Source organism: Labilithrix luteola, from assembly GCF_001263205.1.
In the GTDB taxonomy this organism is placed as follows: Bacteria; Myxococcota_A; Polyangia; order Polyangiales; family Polyangiaceae; genus Labilithrix; species Labilithrix luteola.
In genome coordinates, this window is sequence record NZ_CP012333.1 from 7,917,501 (window position 1) to 7,933,104 (window position 15,604).

A 15,604-nucleotide genomic window follows, 5' to 3' on the forward strand; every position below is an offset into this window, starting at 1 on the left:
AGCTCCGCCAGTTGGCTCGGCGGCCGAGGGGTCTGGAAGGGCTTCTTCAACCTCGGACCGGGGCGCGGCTCGCGGCGCGCGTTGAGTCAGTCCCTGCTGGGAAGTTGCTTCGTGAGGCGCGGCGCGGCGCGGACGGGGCGCGGAGTGCGTTTGGTACGCCTGCGCTGATGTCGTGATGGCAGGCGGGATGCAGGCATCGGGCGGCGTGGCGCGACGGTGCAAGCGCGCCCGAGGAGGCCGCGATGCAAGCTCCGACGACGCAGGGGATTCCTCGGATGGGCCGAAGGGGAGGGCCCGCGGGCGAGATGCGCGAGCGGCGCCGCGGGCGCTACCTTCTCGATGATCCCGTCACCAACAAGGGAAGCGCGTTCACGGAGGCCGAGCGTAAGGAGCTTGGTCTCGAGGGCCTGTTGCCGGCCGCGACCGAGAGCATCGAACGGCAGCTCGAACGGGTGCTCGGGCACCTCGCGGTCAAGCCGAACGACCTCGAGCGGTACATCTACCTGATCGATCTCTGCGATCGCGACGAGACACTCTTCTACAGGACGATCATGTCGGACCCGGCCCGGTTCGTACCGATCGTCTACGACCCGACGATCGCCGAGGCCTGCCTCAAGTTCGGGCATATCTACCGTCGCGCACGGGGCATGTACGTCACGCGCGCGATGAAAGGGCGCATGCGAGAGGTCCTGCGCAACTGGCCCTTCGATGACGTCCGCTTCATTTGCGTGAGCTCCGGAGGGCGAATCCTCGGGCTCGGCGACATCGGCGCGAACGGAATGCCGATACCCATCGGGAAGCTGCAGCTCTACACCGCTTGCGCAGCGGTTCCTCCGGACGGTCTTCTGCCGATCCTCTTCGACATCGGCACGACGAACGAGAGCCTGCGCAACGATCCGCTCTACCTGGGCCTCCGTGAGGTGCCGCCGGGCGACCAGGAGGTCGACGCGCTCGTCGACGAGTTCGTCGCCGCCGTGCAGGAGGTCTTTCCGGGCTGCTGCATCCACTTCGAGGACTGGAAAGGCACGGACGCCATTCGCCTCCTCGAGCGGTATCGCGACAAGATCCTTTGCTACAACGACGACATTCAGGGGACGGCCAGCGTCGCGATCGCCGGGCTGACGACCGCCCTGCAGATCATCGGGGCGAAGCTCTCCGATCAGCGCATTCTCTTCGTCGGCGCCGGTTCGGCCGGCATCGGGATCGCGAACATGATCGTCGAGGCAACGGTCGCCGAGGGGCTATCGCGAGAAGCGGCGCGTGAGCGGATTTCGATGTTCGACGTGAACGGGCTCCTCGTGTCGTCGCGAGCCGATCTGAGCTCATCCCAAAGGGGCTACGCCCGAGAACTCGGGGCGATGACCGATCTGCAAAAGGTCGTCGAAACAGTGAAGCCGTCGGTGCTTATCGGCGTGAGCACGAAAGGCGGCGTCTTCACGCAGGCGGTGGTCGAGACGATGGCGGCGCTGAACGAGCGACCGATCATCTTTCCGCTCTCCAATCCAACGGACAGAGCCGAGTGCACTCCGGAGCAGGCGTATCGCTGGACGAAAGGGAAGGCGCTCGTCGCTTGCGGAGTGCAGTTTCCGGACGTGGTGCTCGACGGGAAGGTCTACCGTCCAGGCCAGGCGAATAACTTCTACGTCTTCCCGGCCATCGGGCTCGCCGTCTATGCGACTCGCCCGCGGCATATCGACGACAGGATGTTCATCGCGGCGGCCCACGCGACGGCCGATCAGGTCGATGCCGAAGAGCGAGCACGCGGCATGCTCTTCCCGAAACAAGCGAGCATCCTCGCGACCGAGATCACGACGGCGGCGCGTGTCGCCGAGCATATCTTCGACCGCGGCGAGGCCACCGTGCCGAGGCCGAAGGACGTTCGCGCCTGGATCGAGGCGATGACCTACCGGCCCGAGTACCGCTGAACGGCGAGGAGAGGAGCGACACATGACCCGCTCGAAAGACACCCTGCGCGACGTTCCGATCGGAATCGACGCGAAAGGCCACCGCGAGGAGTTCGACTCTATGGGAACGGTCGAGGTCCCTGCCGACAGGTACTGGGGGGCGCAGACTCAGCGCTCGCTCCTGCACTTCTCGATCGGCGACGATCGAATGCCGAAGCGGCTCTATCACGCATACGGCTACGTGAAGAAGGCCGCCGCGATGGTGAACGCCAGAGCTGGCCGGCTCGATCCCATCAAGGCCGAGGCGATCATCCGTGCTGCCGACGAGACCATCGCCGGGCAGCTCGACGAGCATTATCCGCTCTTCGTCTGGCAAACGGGATCGGGAACGCAGTCGAACATGAACGTGAACGAAGTGATCTCGAACCGGGCGATCCAGCTGCTGGGAGGGAGGCTCGGAAGCCAGAGTCCCGTGCATCCGAACGACGACGTCAACATGGGCCAGTCGTCGAACGACACCTTTCCGACGGCGATGCACATCGCCACCGTTCTCGAGCTCGACGAGCTGCTGCTGCCTCGTGCGAAAGCGCTCGCGTCCGCGATTGCCGAGAAGAGCCGAGAATGGATGGACGTCGTCAAGACGGGACGAACCCATCTGCAGGATGCTGTCCCTCTCACCGTCGGACAGGAGTGGTCGGGATACGCGAGCCAGCTCTTCGATGCGATCGAGCGCATCGAGCTCACGCGCTCCGGTCTCTATCAGCTCGCTGCGGGAGGGACGGCGGTGGGCACGGGGCTCAACGCCCCCGAAGGCTTCTCGGCGGCGATGGCCTCGACGCTCGCTTGGTTGACGAACAAGCCCTTCGTGACCGCGCCGAACAAGTTCGCTGCCCTCGGCTCGCTCGACGCGATGGTCGCGGCCATGGCGTCGATCCGCGGTCTCGCGGTGGCGCTCATGAAGATCGCCAACGACATGCGCTGGCTCGCCTCCGGCCCTCGGTGCGGGCTCGGAGAGCTCGTCCTGCCGAAGAACGAACCTGGCTCCTCCATCATGCCGGGAAAGGTGAACCCGACGCAGTGCGAAGCCATGGTGATGGTCTGCATCCAGGTCATCGGCCAGGACAACGCCACAGCGTTTGCCGGAAGCCAGGGAAATCTCGAGCTCAATGCGATGCGCCCCCTGATCATCAACAACGCCATCCGCGCCGTACGGCTCCTCGCCGATGCGTGCGACAAGATGCGAAGGTTCTCGGTCGAGGGCACCTCGCTGAACCGCGCGAAGATCGACGCGATGGTCTCCCAGTCGCTCGAGCTCGTGACAGCCCTGTCGCCCGTCATCGGCTACGACCGGGCTGCCGCGATCGCCGAACGCGCCGAGAAAGAGGGGACAACCCTCAGGGAGGTGGCCATTCGCACCGGCGTGATTGACGCGAAGACGTACGACAGGGTCATCGACCCGAGGAAGATGATCGGCCACGGACTCGCGGGGGCGTAGCTGGGCGAAGCCACGACGTGCGTTCGAATGCGCCCGGCAACGCTCGCAGGCGATTCCTATGTTGCGCTGCAAAAGAAAGATCCCTCGCCAAAGGGTACGGAGGGCGCCGCGTTCACCGCCGGCGGATCGGATACGTCGGCTTCCCATGCGCCTTGATTTGGACGGATATTGGATCCAATATTCGGACATGCGGATCGTGCGGACCACGGTGGCGGAGGCGACGGCCAAGGCGCTGCGGGAGATGATCGTGGCGGGCGATTTGCGCGCGGGGGACGCGCTTCGGCAGGAAGAGCTCGCGGCGAAGCTCGGGGTCAGTCGTACACCGCTACGCGAGGCGATTGCTCGGCTCGATTCGGAAGGGCTGGTCGTCAACGACCCCCACAAGGGCGCGGTCGTGTACCGGCCCACGTTGGAAGAGGCGCTCGAAGGATTCGAGATCCAGTCGGCGCTCGAGCCGCTCGCGGGAGGTCTTGCCGCGCAGCATCGAACGGATGCCGATCTCGTCGAGATTCGCGCGCTCCTACGGCGGCTCGACGATGCCGAAGTCGCGGATGAATGGTCGAACGACAACGCGAAGTTCCACCTGCGCATCTACAGGATGGCGCGACGGCCTCGGCTCTTCGACCTGATCGCCAAACAGTACGAACGCTCGAACGTCTTCGTACGGATGCTCGCCATGGACGTCGAAGGCAAGGACCTCGTTCGATCGGCTCGTGAGCACACCGCGATGGTCAAGGCCCTCGAAAAGAAGGACGCCGCGAAAATGGAGCAACTCCTTCGCGACCACGTGAACGGCACGATGGAGTTCGTTCGAAATCAGTACGAACAGCGCGCTCGTAGCGCCGAGCGTTCTTCGACGACGCGCGGGCGCTGACGCCTCGCACGATCGAACGCGGCACGTTTCGCCCGCTGCGGCTCAATCAAGATTGGATCCAATATGCAAAAGCCCATGGTGGATGACCAGGTTCGGGAAGTGCTTCGGCGCGCCGCTGGAGCGCCCCATCCCGCCGACGTGAAGGTGGAGGAGGCGCGGCGTGGTTTGCTCGCGGCCGTTCCCTCGTGGTCGCGGCCCAAGCGCGACGTCGCGTCTGTGCGGGACGTCGAGATTCCGACGTCGGCTGGCTTCGTTCGGCTGCGTCTTTACGAGCCCGATATTGCTCGTCCGGCCCCCGCGATCCTCTACCTGCACGGTGGTGGCTGGGTGCGTGGCAGCATCGAGACCCACGACGGACTTTGTCGCGAACTCGCGGCGGACGGCCGGTGCGTCGTGGTGAGCGTCGACTATCGACTGGCGCCCGAGAATCCCTATCCAGCGCCCCTCGAAGACACGTGGGCGGCATTGCAGTGGCTCGCCAACGAGGCTCCAGGCGTCGACCGCTCTCGCATCGCCGTCGCGGGGGACAGCGCAGGGGGAACGCTTGCGGTGGCTCTCACGCTGAGGGCACGAGAGGAAGGCGGTCCGGCCATCGCTTTCCAGCTTCTTGCGTATCCTCCGCTGGATGCCGCGTGCGCGACGCCATCGTTTACCGAGCACGCCGAAGGCGCCATGCTCACGGCGGCGGCGATGCGCTGGTACTGGGCCCAGTACGCTCCCGATCCCGAGACCGCAGCGTCGCCCTACGTCTCCCCGCTTCGTGCCAACGACCTCGAGGGCCTACCTCCCGCCTTCGTTCTCACCTGCGAGTTGGATCCGGTACGCGACGATGGCGGCCTCTGGGCCGACCGGCTGCGCGCTGCGGGAGTCGCCGTCGAACACCGTCGGTATCCGGCCATGCACATCATGCTGCTGATGGACGGCATTCTCGAGGTGGCACGACGCGCCCGGGCCGACCTGACGGCCACTCTACGACGCGCTCTTCGCGTGGAGTGACGCCGGTTTTTCTGCGTGCAGCGTCGTTCGACCTCCTCGCTCGTTCGTGTTGCGCTGCAAAAAATCCCTCGCCAAACGCTACGGAGGAGGTATCTGTTTGTCGCTGTAAAATATGGCGGGCAGGGGAAAGCCTGCGCCGAAATTTATGGGAGAGAGGGCCGGGCAGGTCGACATGGCACGTATCGACGAACCCTACGAGGCGATGCCGAGCTCACCGCGGGCGAGCGAGACAGGCCACGCCACGCCCGTGCTCGGGCCGTGTTTCTTTCTCGAAGTGACCGCCGGCTCGAATGCGGGCGTCAACGTGGCCATCGACGATGGGTCTGCGCCGATGTTCGCGGGGACCAGCGCTACGTGCGAGCTCCGCGTGGCGGATGCGGCCGTCGCCCGGCGTCACCTCCGTTTCGAAGTCTCGAACGGTCGCCTTCGTTTGTGTGAGCTGGGCTCCGCGAGCGGCACGTTCGTCAACGACGTCCGGGCGGCGGAGGCTCTCCTCGAGGGGGGAGAGACCATCCGTATCGGGGAGACGTCGATCGCCGTGAGGCACGCCATCTGCGAGCTCGCTTCTCGGGGGCCTGCAGCCTCGTTCGGTGCGTTCGTTGGTACCAGCGTCACCATCCGACGTCTCTATCCGGCGTGTGCGAAGCTTGCGGCTTCTCGGGCGCCGCTCATCATCGAGGGCGAGCCCGGCACGGGAAAAGAGTCGCTGGCGAAGGCGATTCATCACGCGGGGGAGCGTGCGTTTGGGCCGTTCGTCGTCGTCGACTGCACCGCGCTGCCCCCCACCCAACTGGCGCTGGCCCTCTTCGGGCGGGACAGCCGCGGCACGGAAGAGACGGCGGCAGTCGAAGGGGCGTTCGAGCAGGCGCGCGGAGGGACGCTCTTCATCGACGAGGTTGGCGAGCTCGATCTCGGGCTTCAGGCTCGGCTTCTCCAGGGGCTCCAGCGCTCGGAGATTCGGCGCATCGGGAGCAACGCCTGGCGAACCGTCGACGTGAGGATCATCGTCTCGACGCGGCGCGATCTCGACACCGAGGTTTCGGAGAGCCGCTTCCTCGACGGCCTGTTCACCGTCCTCGCTGGCGCGCGACTCTCGTTGCCACCCCTTCGCGAGCGCTCCGAGGACATCGAGCTGCTCGCGCGGCACTTCTGGGCCATTCACACGCGCTGGAGAGCGCAGCCGTTCCCCGAGAACTTGCTAGGGCGCTGGAAGGCCTATGGATGGCCGGGAAACGTGCGAGAGCTGTCGAGCACCTTGGCGCGTCTTGCAACGTTCGGTGAGATCTCCGCGAAGGAAGCTCGCGAGGTGTTCGCCCGGCGCTCCACGCCGCCCGAGGCGCACGACACGCTCGACGAGCTCATCGCCGCGAGCGAATCGTTTGCCGACGCGCGCGCGCGGATCATCGCGGAGTTCGAGCGGCGTTACATCGGCTTTCTCGACGCTCATCACGTCGGCGAGCGCGCGCGTGTGAGCGCGTCCGGGCTCAGCGATAGGTATCTGCGCGTGCTTCGCGGGCGTGCTCGCGATGCCGTTCGGCGATCGCCCGTGTGCTAAATCTCGAGCATGCCGCGTTCGGTAACGACCTTCCTGATGTTCGATGGCGCTGCGGAAGCGGCGATGAATTTCTACGTGTCGCTCTTCGAGGGGGCGGTCGTCAAAGGCGTCGAGCGGTGGGCCGCCGGCGAACCCGGCAATGAAGGAGCCTTCAAGCGTGGCTTCTTCTCGATCGCCGGCCACGAGCTCGTCGCGTTCGATTCTCCGGCGAAGCACGCGTTCACGTTCACGCCGTCCGTCTCTCTCTTCGTGCAGTGTTCGAGCGAGGCAGAGCTGGACGCCGTGTACGCGAAGCTCGCAGAGGGCGGGCAGGCTCTCATGCCACTCGGCTCGTACGGCTTCAGCAAGAAGTTCGGCTGGCTCAACGATCGCTTCGGCGTTTCGTGGCAGCTGAACTTCGACTGACGCGCATCGTTTTCCTCTGCGTGCCGTTCGTCGTCCCTTCGCGCTTCGAGCGCGAATTCGGCGACTGGGGACTCGTTTGTCCATGCATGGGGAACCGCAACGAGATCGCGGGCCTTCGAGAAATCGTCAGCAGCGAGCTTTTTTTCGATGCGACGACTCACGGATCCGACCGTCGGCGGGAACTGTAAAGGCAAACGATGTGGACATGGGTCCACACGAAGCGGGGACACCATGAACGCGCTCAGTTGCATCAGCGAATCGAGTCTCGTTGCGCCTCCCAGCAGCACGTCGGCGATCGCCGCCAAGGCCGTTTTGGAGGCACCCGCCTCTGCGAACGACGGCGTTGCTGCTCGCACGGTGCCTGGTCGTCGTGAAGTCTCGAGTCGAGCGCGAGCACTGATGACCGTGCTCGGGGTGCGCTCCTTGCTCGACGACTCCTATCTCTCGCCCGACGTCGAACCGATCGCCAAGACGATGGGCGTCTCGGTTCGCACGTTGCAGCGTCGACTCTTCGCTCACGAGACGTCGTTCGAGCGTGAAGTCTCGCTCGCTCGCGTTCGTCGTGCGCAGCGCCTCATGCTCGAGACGAACTTGCCGCTCTCCCGCGTGGCCACCGAGTGCGGCTTCTCCTCGCTCTCACGCCTGAGCGTCGTGTTCCGCAAAATGCAGGGAACGACGCCGAGCGAGTGGCGTCGTGCGAACCGCAACCGGCCCGCCGCGCCGGTCACTGAGGTCGAGAACCCGCCGGAGGAGAGCGCTCTGCCGACAGCTCCGGATTCCGTCGCGCTCGCCACCGCGACCTGAGCCCTCGCGACCGACGTGCCGTTCTCGGTGAAGAGCCAGGACGCCGACCATCCGTTCCATCTGGCGGTCTACATGAGCGGCTCGCAGACCTACAAAACGCGCGGCGACCCAGACTTCGTGAACCTGATTCCCGACGACCAGTTCCTCGACCACTACGTGTTCTTCGTCGATCACACGAAGGCCGGCAAGCCCGTCGCGACGCCGGCCGGCTCGTGCACGTATGGTCGTCACGAAGCGACGAGCGATGGCCCGTTCATGGTGTACGTGTGGGGCCTCGACGTCGACGCGAGCTATGGCTTTCCCGCCGGCGCGGGCAGCCGCCACGACCCCCTACAAGATCGAGGTGCGCTGACGCTCGCCGAAGGAGCGCCAGCGCTGGTGAGCGGACGGAAGCACGAGCTCGACGCTCGCGGCCGCTCGTCGGATCACTTGGGGCAGCGTGCGATGTCGACGCGCTGCATGTGCACGGGCGTCCGCGGCTTATCGTTGGAGTTCCGAGGAACCTCCGCGATCTTCTGAGCCGTCTCCACATCACACTTGCCGAAGACGTTGTAGTCGGCGGCGGGGCCGGTGCCGACCACGATGTAGAACTGGCTGCCGCTTGGCGCGGTGCCCGCGGCCATGGCGAGCGTTCCGAGCGGCTCGTCGACGTGATTCTCTTGCGGCAGATCGTAGCCGGGGCCGCCCGAGCCGGTGCCCTTCGGGTCGCCGCCTTGGATGACGAAGCCCGGGATGACACGGTGCCAGATGAGGCCGTCGTACAGACGACCAACCTTCCACGTAGTGCCGTCCTTGTACGGACGAGTTCCGCGGGCAAGGCCCACGAAGTTGGCGACGGTGGCCGGTGCGTTGGCTTCGTCGAACGTGCAACGGATGGCGCCCTGCTCGGTGGTGATGAGCGCCGTCAGCGTGCCGCTCGACTCGGGGAAGCCGGCGAGTGCTTGCGCGAGGGTGAACTTGTCGGACCCGATCGGGTCCTCGGCGGAGTTCGGATCGAAGGTGACGGTCGCGGGACCGGGATCCTTCGTGCAGGCGGCGAGGGGATCAGGGGTGCCCGCGTCTTCGCCCGCGTCTTCGTCGGGGGTAGCCCCCGAATCGGCCGTCTCGCCCGCGTCCGGCGTCTGGGGACTGCCGTTGGTGGTCGAGTCCGAGGAGCTACAAGCGATGACAAACGCGCTCGCAGCGAGCAACCAGCTTCCGTAGCGGACGATCATGGGGCCCTGCCGTAGTCAGAAAGAAATGAAGCCAACGCTGGCGCCGGCCGGTGTCGTGCGGCACGCCCCAACAGTGCTGAATGCCGGTGACAGGCACTTCTTTCTAACTATTCGGCTGGAGGCCGGTCGATTTGTGACGAGACGTGGGCTCGCGGGTGACGGATGTAGGTCGAGCCTGGACGAGCCGTCGGCGCGCTCGAAGCATCGCGCGTGCGTCGAGTCGTGCGTCACGAAACGGAGCTCGTGCGCGCGTCGTGCCTCGCTCGCGCTCGGCCGGTGCGCTGAGTGACGGGCTCACCGCCGGCTTCGCAGCGGTCGCATCTCGTGAGTGTCGCAGCCCGCGCCGGTGCGCGCGTTGCACCGAGCCTCGGCCATGAGCAAGAACGATCGCCCGGGTTCGAAAGGCTCTTCCGCATCCGGCAACGGACACGGTGGCAACGGCCATTCAGGCAACGGACAGAGCGGCTCGTCCGGAAAGAAGCCTTCGGGCGTGTCGACCGCCCCGCCGAGGACCTATCTGATGGGCACGCCGTTCCCAGGGCGCATCGGGCGTACGTACGACGTCTCGCAAGAGGCGTTTCCCGTGCCACCGTCCGCTCCCAAGGGCGCGCCGAACATCCTCTACATCGTGCTCGACGACGTGGGCTTCGGCTGGACGAGCACTTTCGGTGGCCTCATCGACACGCCGCACATCACACGACTCGCGGACAATGGTCTGCGCTACGTGAACTTCCACACGACGGCGCTCTGCTCACCCACGCGCGCGTGCTTGCTCACGGGGCGTAATCATCACTCGGTCGGCATGGCGAACATCACCGAGCTCGCCACCGGATTCCCCGGCTACAACGGAATCCAGCCTCCGGACAAAGCCGCGATTGGCGCGATCCTCCATACGTACGGTTACAACACCTTCGCCGTCGGCAAATGGCACAACACGATGGGCGAGGAGATGACGATCGCCGGCCCGTACGACCGCTGGCCGGATGGTCCGCTCTTCGGCTTCGACCAGTTCTACGGATTCATCGGCGGTGACAACAATCAGTGGTACCCGAAGCTCTATGCGGGACGCACCGCGATCGATCAGCCGAAGTTGCCCGAACAGGGATATCACCTCTCCGAAGATCTCGTCGATCAGACGATTTCGTTCATTGGCAATCAGCACGCACTCGAGCCGAGCAAACCCTGGTTGACGTTCCTGGCGTTCGGCGCCGGTCACTCGCCGCATCACGTCTTCAAGGAGTGGAGCGACAAGTACAAAGGCAAGTTCGATATGGGCTGGGACAAGTACCGTGAGCAGACGCTCGAACGGCAAAAGAAGCTCGGTCTCGTCCCACCGTACACCGAGTTGCCGCCAATGCTCGAAGGCGTCCAGAAGTGGGATTCGCTGACCGCGGACCAGAAACGCCTCTATGCACGTATGGCCGAAGTCTATGCCGGGTTCGTGTCGCACGCGGACGCGCAGATCGGTCGTCTCCTCGAGTTCCTCGAAACGAGCGGAATGCTCGACGACACCTTGATCTTCGTCTTCATCGGCGACAACGGTTCGTCGGGCGAGGGAACCTTGCACGGCCTCTACAACGAGATGTCGCTCGTCACGACGCGGCAGGAGACCGAAAAGGAGGTGCTCGACCGCATCGACAATCTCGGACTCCCCGGCTCATACAACCACTATCCGATCGGCTGGGCGCTCGCGGGCGACACGCCGTTCCGCCTCTGCAAGCAGTACACGCACTTCGGCGGGACGCGAAATCCGCTCGTCGTCCACTGGCCGAAAGGCATCAAGGCCAAGGGCGAGCTCCGCACGCAGTTCCACCACGTCATCGACATCGTTCCCACCATCCTCGATGCGGTGGGCGTGAAGATGCCGGAGATGATCAACAGCGTCCAGCAGGCCCCCATGGAGGGCGTGCCGATGAACTATTCGTTCGACGACGTGAAGGCGCCGACGAACCACCCCACGCAGTATTTCGAAATGCTCGGCAATCGCGCGATCGTCGACGGCAAATGGAAGGCCGTGACGTACCACGGGCGAAAGCCGTGGGAGAATCGCGCTGCCTGGGGATTCGACGAGGATCACTGGGAGCTCTACGACCTGGAGAAGGATCCCTCGGAGTGCCACGACCTCATGGCGGGCAGGGACGCATCGAATCTCAAAGACCCGATGGTGAAGAAGATGATCGAGCTCGTTGGCCTGTGGTGGGCCGAGGCCGGTCGTCACAACGTGCTTCCGCTCGACGATCGCTTCCAGGAGCGCGCGCTTGCTCGCAAGGGCCTCGTTGCCGACCGGTCGAAGTACACGTTCTTCCCCGGAACGGTCCGCGTGCACGGCAAGGCGGCGCCCAATACGATCAACCGGTCGTGGTCGATGCGCGTCGAGGTCGAGATTCCACCGAAGGGAGCGAGCGGTCCCCTCGTGGTCATCGGCGGTGATACGAATGGCTGGTCGCTCTACCTCAAGGAGAGCGCGCCGACCTTCTGTTACAACCTCGCCGGAATGGACCTCACGTACATTCGTGGACAGAAGCTGCCGCCCGGCAAGCACGTCGTCGAGTACGAGTTCCAGAAGACAGGCAAGGAGCCATTCGGTGCCGGGGGCATCGGGCGGATCCTCGTCGGCGGAAAGAAGGTTGCCGAAGGGAACATTCCCCAGACCACGGCCTTCGATTACTCACTCGACGAGACGTTCGACATCGGCTGCGACAAGGGCTCGCCGGTGACCACCGAATATCCGCCCCTCGCCTCGTTCGACGGGAAGATCATCCGAGTCGATATGGACCTCAAGCCCGACTTCGCGACCGACGAGAAGCGCCATCACCAAGCCACGTTCACTCATGCGATCCTTCGCGAATGACGCGTTGAACGAAGAGACATCCGTGGGCGCGCGGCAGTTCGACCGAGAGGCTCGAGCTGTCGCGCGCGTTCGTCTCTGCGGAGACGATCACTCCTCGTCGGGAACGCCGCCGCCGGCGCGGGCCACGTCTTCCTGTTTGATCTTGTCGGCGTTGAACTTGGCGGCGCGGTCGCGCATGGTCGTGAGGACCTTCTCGGCAGAAGGTAGCTCGCCCTGAATCCAGCGCAGCGGATTGATGCGCGCGACGACGAACGAACGCAGGTAGGGGCTGACGAGGCCCTTTTCGCGCAGCTTCGCGACGGCGGCACTCACGTTCGCTTCGACCTCGAGGGTCAACTTGGCGAGCTTCTCGTGCTCGGCGATGGCGTCCTCGATCGGCTCCTCGCTGAAGCGCTCGACGCGTCGCAAGACCGGGTGATAAGCGCCGCCCGCGAAGCGCGCGTTCTGCTCGTAGCAAACGCCAAGCGTCACGAGCGCAGGGTCTTCGAGGTAGAACGCAAAGCCGGATTCCGCGCGACTCCCGTCTTCCTCGAGCAAGCCGCGATAGATGCGAATGACTTCGAGCGAACGCTCCTTGAGGTTGTGAGCCTTCTCGGTGTTGAGCGCGAGGATCTGCCAGGCGACCTCGCGCGTCGGAACGAGGAGCACCGTGATCGCCTTGGCGCCGAGGCGGCGCATGGCCTCGAGGCGGTGGCGTCCGTTCGGAGTCCAGAAGCCACCCTTGTTTTCCGGCGCAGTGATGGCGACGATCGGGTCGAGGAAGCGACCGGTCTTTTCGATCACCTCGGCGAGTCGCTTGTGATGCGTCTCGCTCAGGTCGCGCTGGAAGGGAGTCGGTTCGACCTTGTCGATGGGCACGACCGCGAAGAGGTGAGGGTGGCCACCGAGTGGGTCGCGATAGCGACCGAGCACCGCTCCACCGGTCTTCGTCACCACGCGCTCGAGCTCGGCAAGCGCGGGCTCGGGCGAGTCGATGACGCAATCGAGCGGTGCGAGCCCAGCCGACGCGGCCGCCTTCTTCTTCGGCGTCTTGCGACGCGCCGGAGCTCGAGGCGTGCGTGACGAACCTGCGCCTGACGTTTTGGATGCCGCGCGCTTTTTGGTGGCCATGGGCCAGTCGTATCACGTCGTTTACGAATCTTTACGGCTCACACGCGCGACGTTGGTGCCTCTCGTCGGCATCTTTTCCCGTGACCAACGAGGAGAAGAACCGATGGCGTTCTGTTCGATTGCATTGGCATTGGGCATCGTGGGCGTGATGGCAACGGTGCGTGGCCTGGTTTGGCGTCACCGCGTGCGTCACTTCGGCCCGTTCGCGTTCGGCGGAGGTCCGTTCGCCTATGGCGGCCCGTGCGGCGCTGGTGCTCATGAGTTCGGTGGCCCCTGGGGGCAAGGCGGTTGGGGCGGAGGACACGAAGGCGGTTGGTACGGCCATCGCCACGGTCACCACGGGTTCCGTCCATTCGGAGGATTCGGGCGATCGTTCTGGCTGCGTGGGATTCTCTCGCGCCTCGATACGACGCCGGGACAGGAGAAGGAGATCCGCGCCGCGCTCGACGATCTGAAGAACGTCGGACGCGAAGCCAAAGACGAGCTGCATGCCTCGCGGGAAGCGGCGTCGCGCGCCGTCGAGTCGGAGACCTTCGACGAGATCGCGATGGGCGAGGCGACCGTGAAGTTCGATGCGGCGACGGCCAAAGCCAAAGACGCATTCGAAACTGCACTACGACGCATTCATGCGACGCTCGATGCGCGTCAGCGCGAGCAGTTCGCGACGCTCATTGCACAGGGGCCGCGCGCTTTCCGAGGATGGAATGGTCCGCCCTCGGGCCCGTATCGCGATCGCGGTCGCTGAATCGACTCTAGAACCCGAGCTTCGACGGCGCTTCGGGGTCGAGTGAGGCGACGCGCCGTGCGAGCTCGCGCATCTTGGAGGCGAGCACCGGATCGCTTCCGAGGCGGGCCCGCACGACGTCGCCGCGCGCGACGGCGAACGCGAAGGTCTCGGCCTTGTCTTCCTCGGCGCCGCTGGTTGCATAGGCCGAAACGAAGCCGGCGAGGTCGGTGGGGCGAGCCGCCCAGGTGGAGCGCAGCGTTCGCCCCCCGGCGCCGTACGCGAAGCCTTCGCGGTTGAGCGACTCCCAGCTCGGATCCGGCGCGAGCTTCCCGTCGTCGGCCAGGTCGGCGAAGTGAAAGATCTCGTGGTGGATGGCGCGGACCAGATCGATCTCCGCGCCATGCACGTCGAGCAGCATGAGGCCGCCGACGTTGGGGAGCGAAGGGATCGGATTGTCGCCTTCGAGCAGGGTGCTCACGAGCACGACGCCGCGAAGGCGAACGGCATGGAGGAAGTTCTTCGGATAGCGCGCAAGCTCGCGGGCGAGTACGCGCCGCGCCGTGCCGAGCGCCTCCTTCGGTGGAGGCTCGCCATGAACGGGACCGTTGCCGAGGGCGAGCTCGAAGCGCTGGGTGGCTTCGAGGGCCATCACGCCGTTCTCGTCGCCCGCGCGCACGAACCCCACGCGCTCCGCGTCGCTCGGGAGGTCCGAGGAATCGGTCGTCGCTGCCGGTGCAGACTTGGCGGCGATCCCCACGCCACTCACGAACGCCATCGCGATGACGACGAAGATTGCCGAGGGGGAAACGCGCATCGGCGCTCAGTCTAGCGCGCCCGGGCGCTCGCGGCACGGCGGCGTTTCAACGCGTGGCCGCAACCACCGGCGGCGCCGCCGTGAGCGAATGATCGCGTTCGATCCCCAGCCGCGCCGCGACGCCGTCACGGTAGCGCTGCCAGCGAGCGAGGGCGTCCATGCACGTCTCGACCACGATCTTCGCGATGGTCTCGTCCTTCGTGTGATCGAGGACGATGCGCCAAGCGTCGCCCCGGTGCCCACCTTCGACGTCGCCGTGCGCGCGAACGAGCTGCATCGCCGACGGCGGACAGCCGTAATGGACGACGAGCGCATGATGTTTCACGGCGTCTTCGCCGCGGCGGCGCACGTAGCTTCCTTCGAGTTCCGCGCGCTCGTTCACGCTGCCTTCGACGAAGATGGTGAGGAGCGCCACGGCCGCTTGCCACGGCGACTCGACCGAGCGTGCGCGGAGCCACTGCTTGTAGCTCGCGGCTGCTTCGTGCAGGTCGCGATCGAGTGCGCTTTCCTCGAAGTCGTCTCGCGAGAAACCGAGCCCCTCCATCATGCGGAGGAACAGTTCCGGATGCGGTGCGCTCTTCGAGAGGCCACCGGTTTGCTCCTCGTAGAGGTTCTCCGCGAGCGCTCGCCGTACGTCCGGCAGATCGGGGACCTGGCCAAGTGCGCGCGCGAGGAGCACGGGGAAGTCCCGAACGTACGTCGCGTATTCGTGTTGGAAGTGGACGAGGAGCTGCTTGCGCGTCAGGCCGGGACGCGTCAGGGCCGGGTAGGCCCAGTGGTGCTTCTGGTCCATGATCGCGAGCAGGCGCTGAACAGTCGGATGCGTGAGCGGGATCACGTCGCGATCGTGACACT

At 65.4% G+C, this 15,604-nt stretch carries 14 protein-coding genes; 10 read left to right on the forward strand and 4 right to left on the reverse strand.

Features of this window, described 5'->3' with window-relative positions; translation table 11 throughout:
* The first annotated feature begins 305 nt into the window (after positions 1–305).
* From AKJ09_RS34370 to AKJ09_RS34405, 8 genes are all read left to right on the forward strand, one after another.
* Positions 306–1,925 carry an NAD-dependent malic enzyme gene (locus AKJ09_RS34370; protein ID WP_146655848.1) on the forward strand — a complete coding sequence of 540 codons (1,620 nt, stop codon included), beginning with the start codon at positions 306–308 and terminating at the stop codon, positions 1,923–1,925.
* Between the two features lie 22 nt (positions 1,926–1,947).
* Positions 1,948–3,399 (forward strand): class II fumarate hydratase, encoded by a 1,452-nt coding sequence (gene fumC / locus AKJ09_RS34375; RefSeq protein WP_146652076.1) that lies wholly within the window; start codon positions 1,948–1,950, stop codon positions 3,397–3,399.
* A gap of 145 nt (positions 3,400–3,544) precedes the next feature.
* Positions 3,545–4,273 carry a GntR family transcriptional regulator gene (locus AKJ09_RS34380; RefSeq protein ID WP_169928102.1) on the forward strand — a complete coding sequence of 243 codons (729 nt, stop codon included), beginning with the start codon at positions 3,545–3,547 and terminating at the stop codon, positions 4,271–4,273.
* A gap of 63 nt (positions 4,274–4,336) precedes the next feature.
* Positions 4,337–5,269, forward strand: a complete 933-nt coding sequence (locus AKJ09_RS34385) for an alpha/beta hydrolase (protein ID WP_146652078.1) — start codon at positions 4,337–4,339, stop codon at positions 5,267–5,269.
* A 172-nt stretch (positions 5,270–5,441) separates the two neighbouring features.
* Positions 5,442–6,824 carry a sigma-54-dependent Fis family transcriptional regulator gene (locus AKJ09_RS34390; protein ID WP_169928103.1) on the forward strand — a complete coding sequence of 461 codons (1,383 nt, stop codon included), beginning with the start codon at positions 5,442–5,444 and terminating at the stop codon, positions 6,822–6,824.
* A gap of 9 nt (positions 6,825–6,833) precedes the next feature.
* A complete protein-coding gene (locus AKJ09_RS34395) occupies positions 6,834–7,229 on the forward strand; it encodes a VOC family protein (RefSeq protein WP_146652080.1) in 396 nt (131 codons plus the stop codon).
* Between the two features lie 231 nt (positions 7,230–7,460).
* Complete coding sequence (locus AKJ09_RS34400) at positions 7,461–8,033, forward strand: helix-turn-helix domain-containing protein (protein WP_169928104.1); 573 nt, start codon at positions 7,461–7,463, stop codon at positions 8,031–8,033.
* 15 nt (positions 8,034–8,048) lie between these two features.
* The gene (locus tag AKJ09_RS34405) at positions 8,049–8,552 is read left to right on the forward strand and encodes a hypothetical protein (RefSeq protein ID WP_275936668.1); all 504 of its coding nucleotides are present in this window, start codon (positions 8,049–8,051) and stop codon (positions 8,550–8,552) included.
* Here AKJ09_RS34405 and AKJ09_RS34410 read toward each other — a convergent pair.
* Positions 8,459–9,247: a peptidylprolyl isomerase gene (locus tag AKJ09_RS34410; protein WP_146652083.1), complete on the reverse strand. Its 789-nt coding sequence runs from the start codon at positions 9,245–9,247 to the stop codon at positions 8,459–8,461. The genes AKJ09_RS34405 and AKJ09_RS34410 overlap by 94 nt on opposite strands.
* 373 nt (positions 9,248–9,620) lie before the next feature.
* Here AKJ09_RS34410 and AKJ09_RS34415 point away from each other — a divergent pair, with 373 nt between their 5' ends.
* Positions 9,621–12,098 (forward strand): arylsulfatase, encoded by a 2,478-nt coding sequence (locus AKJ09_RS34415; RefSeq protein ID WP_146652084.1) that lies wholly within the window; start codon positions 9,621–9,623, stop codon positions 12,096–12,098.
* Between the two features lie 87 nt (positions 12,099–12,185).
* Here the strand turns inward: AKJ09_RS34415 and AKJ09_RS34420 are convergent, their stop codons facing one another.
* Positions 12,186–13,208, reverse strand: a complete 1,023-nt coding sequence (locus AKJ09_RS34420) for a ParB N-terminal domain-containing protein (protein ID WP_146652085.1) — start codon at positions 13,206–13,208, stop codon at positions 12,186–12,188.
* Between the two features lie 103 nt (positions 13,209–13,311).
* Between AKJ09_RS34420 and AKJ09_RS34425 the strand changes: the two genes are divergently transcribed.
* Positions 13,312–13,953, forward strand: a complete 642-nt coding sequence (locus AKJ09_RS34425; RefSeq protein ID WP_169928105.1) for a Spy/CpxP family protein refolding chaperone — start codon at positions 13,312–13,314, stop codon at positions 13,951–13,953.
* Between the two features lie 7 nt (positions 13,954–13,960).
* Here the strand turns inward: AKJ09_RS34425 and AKJ09_RS34430 are convergent, their stop codons facing one another.
* The gene (locus tag AKJ09_RS34430) at positions 13,961–14,749 is read right to left on the reverse strand and encodes a zinc-binding metallopeptidase (protein ID WP_146652087.1); all 789 of its coding nucleotides are present in this window, start codon (positions 14,747–14,749) and stop codon (positions 13,961–13,963) included.
* 46 nt (positions 14,750–14,795) lie between these two features.
* Positions 14,796–15,587: an iron-containing redox enzyme family protein gene (locus AKJ09_RS34435; protein ID WP_146652088.1), complete on the reverse strand. Its 792-nt coding sequence runs from the start codon at positions 15,585–15,587 to the stop codon at positions 14,796–14,798.
* Positions 15,588–15,604 lie beyond the last annotated feature (17 nt).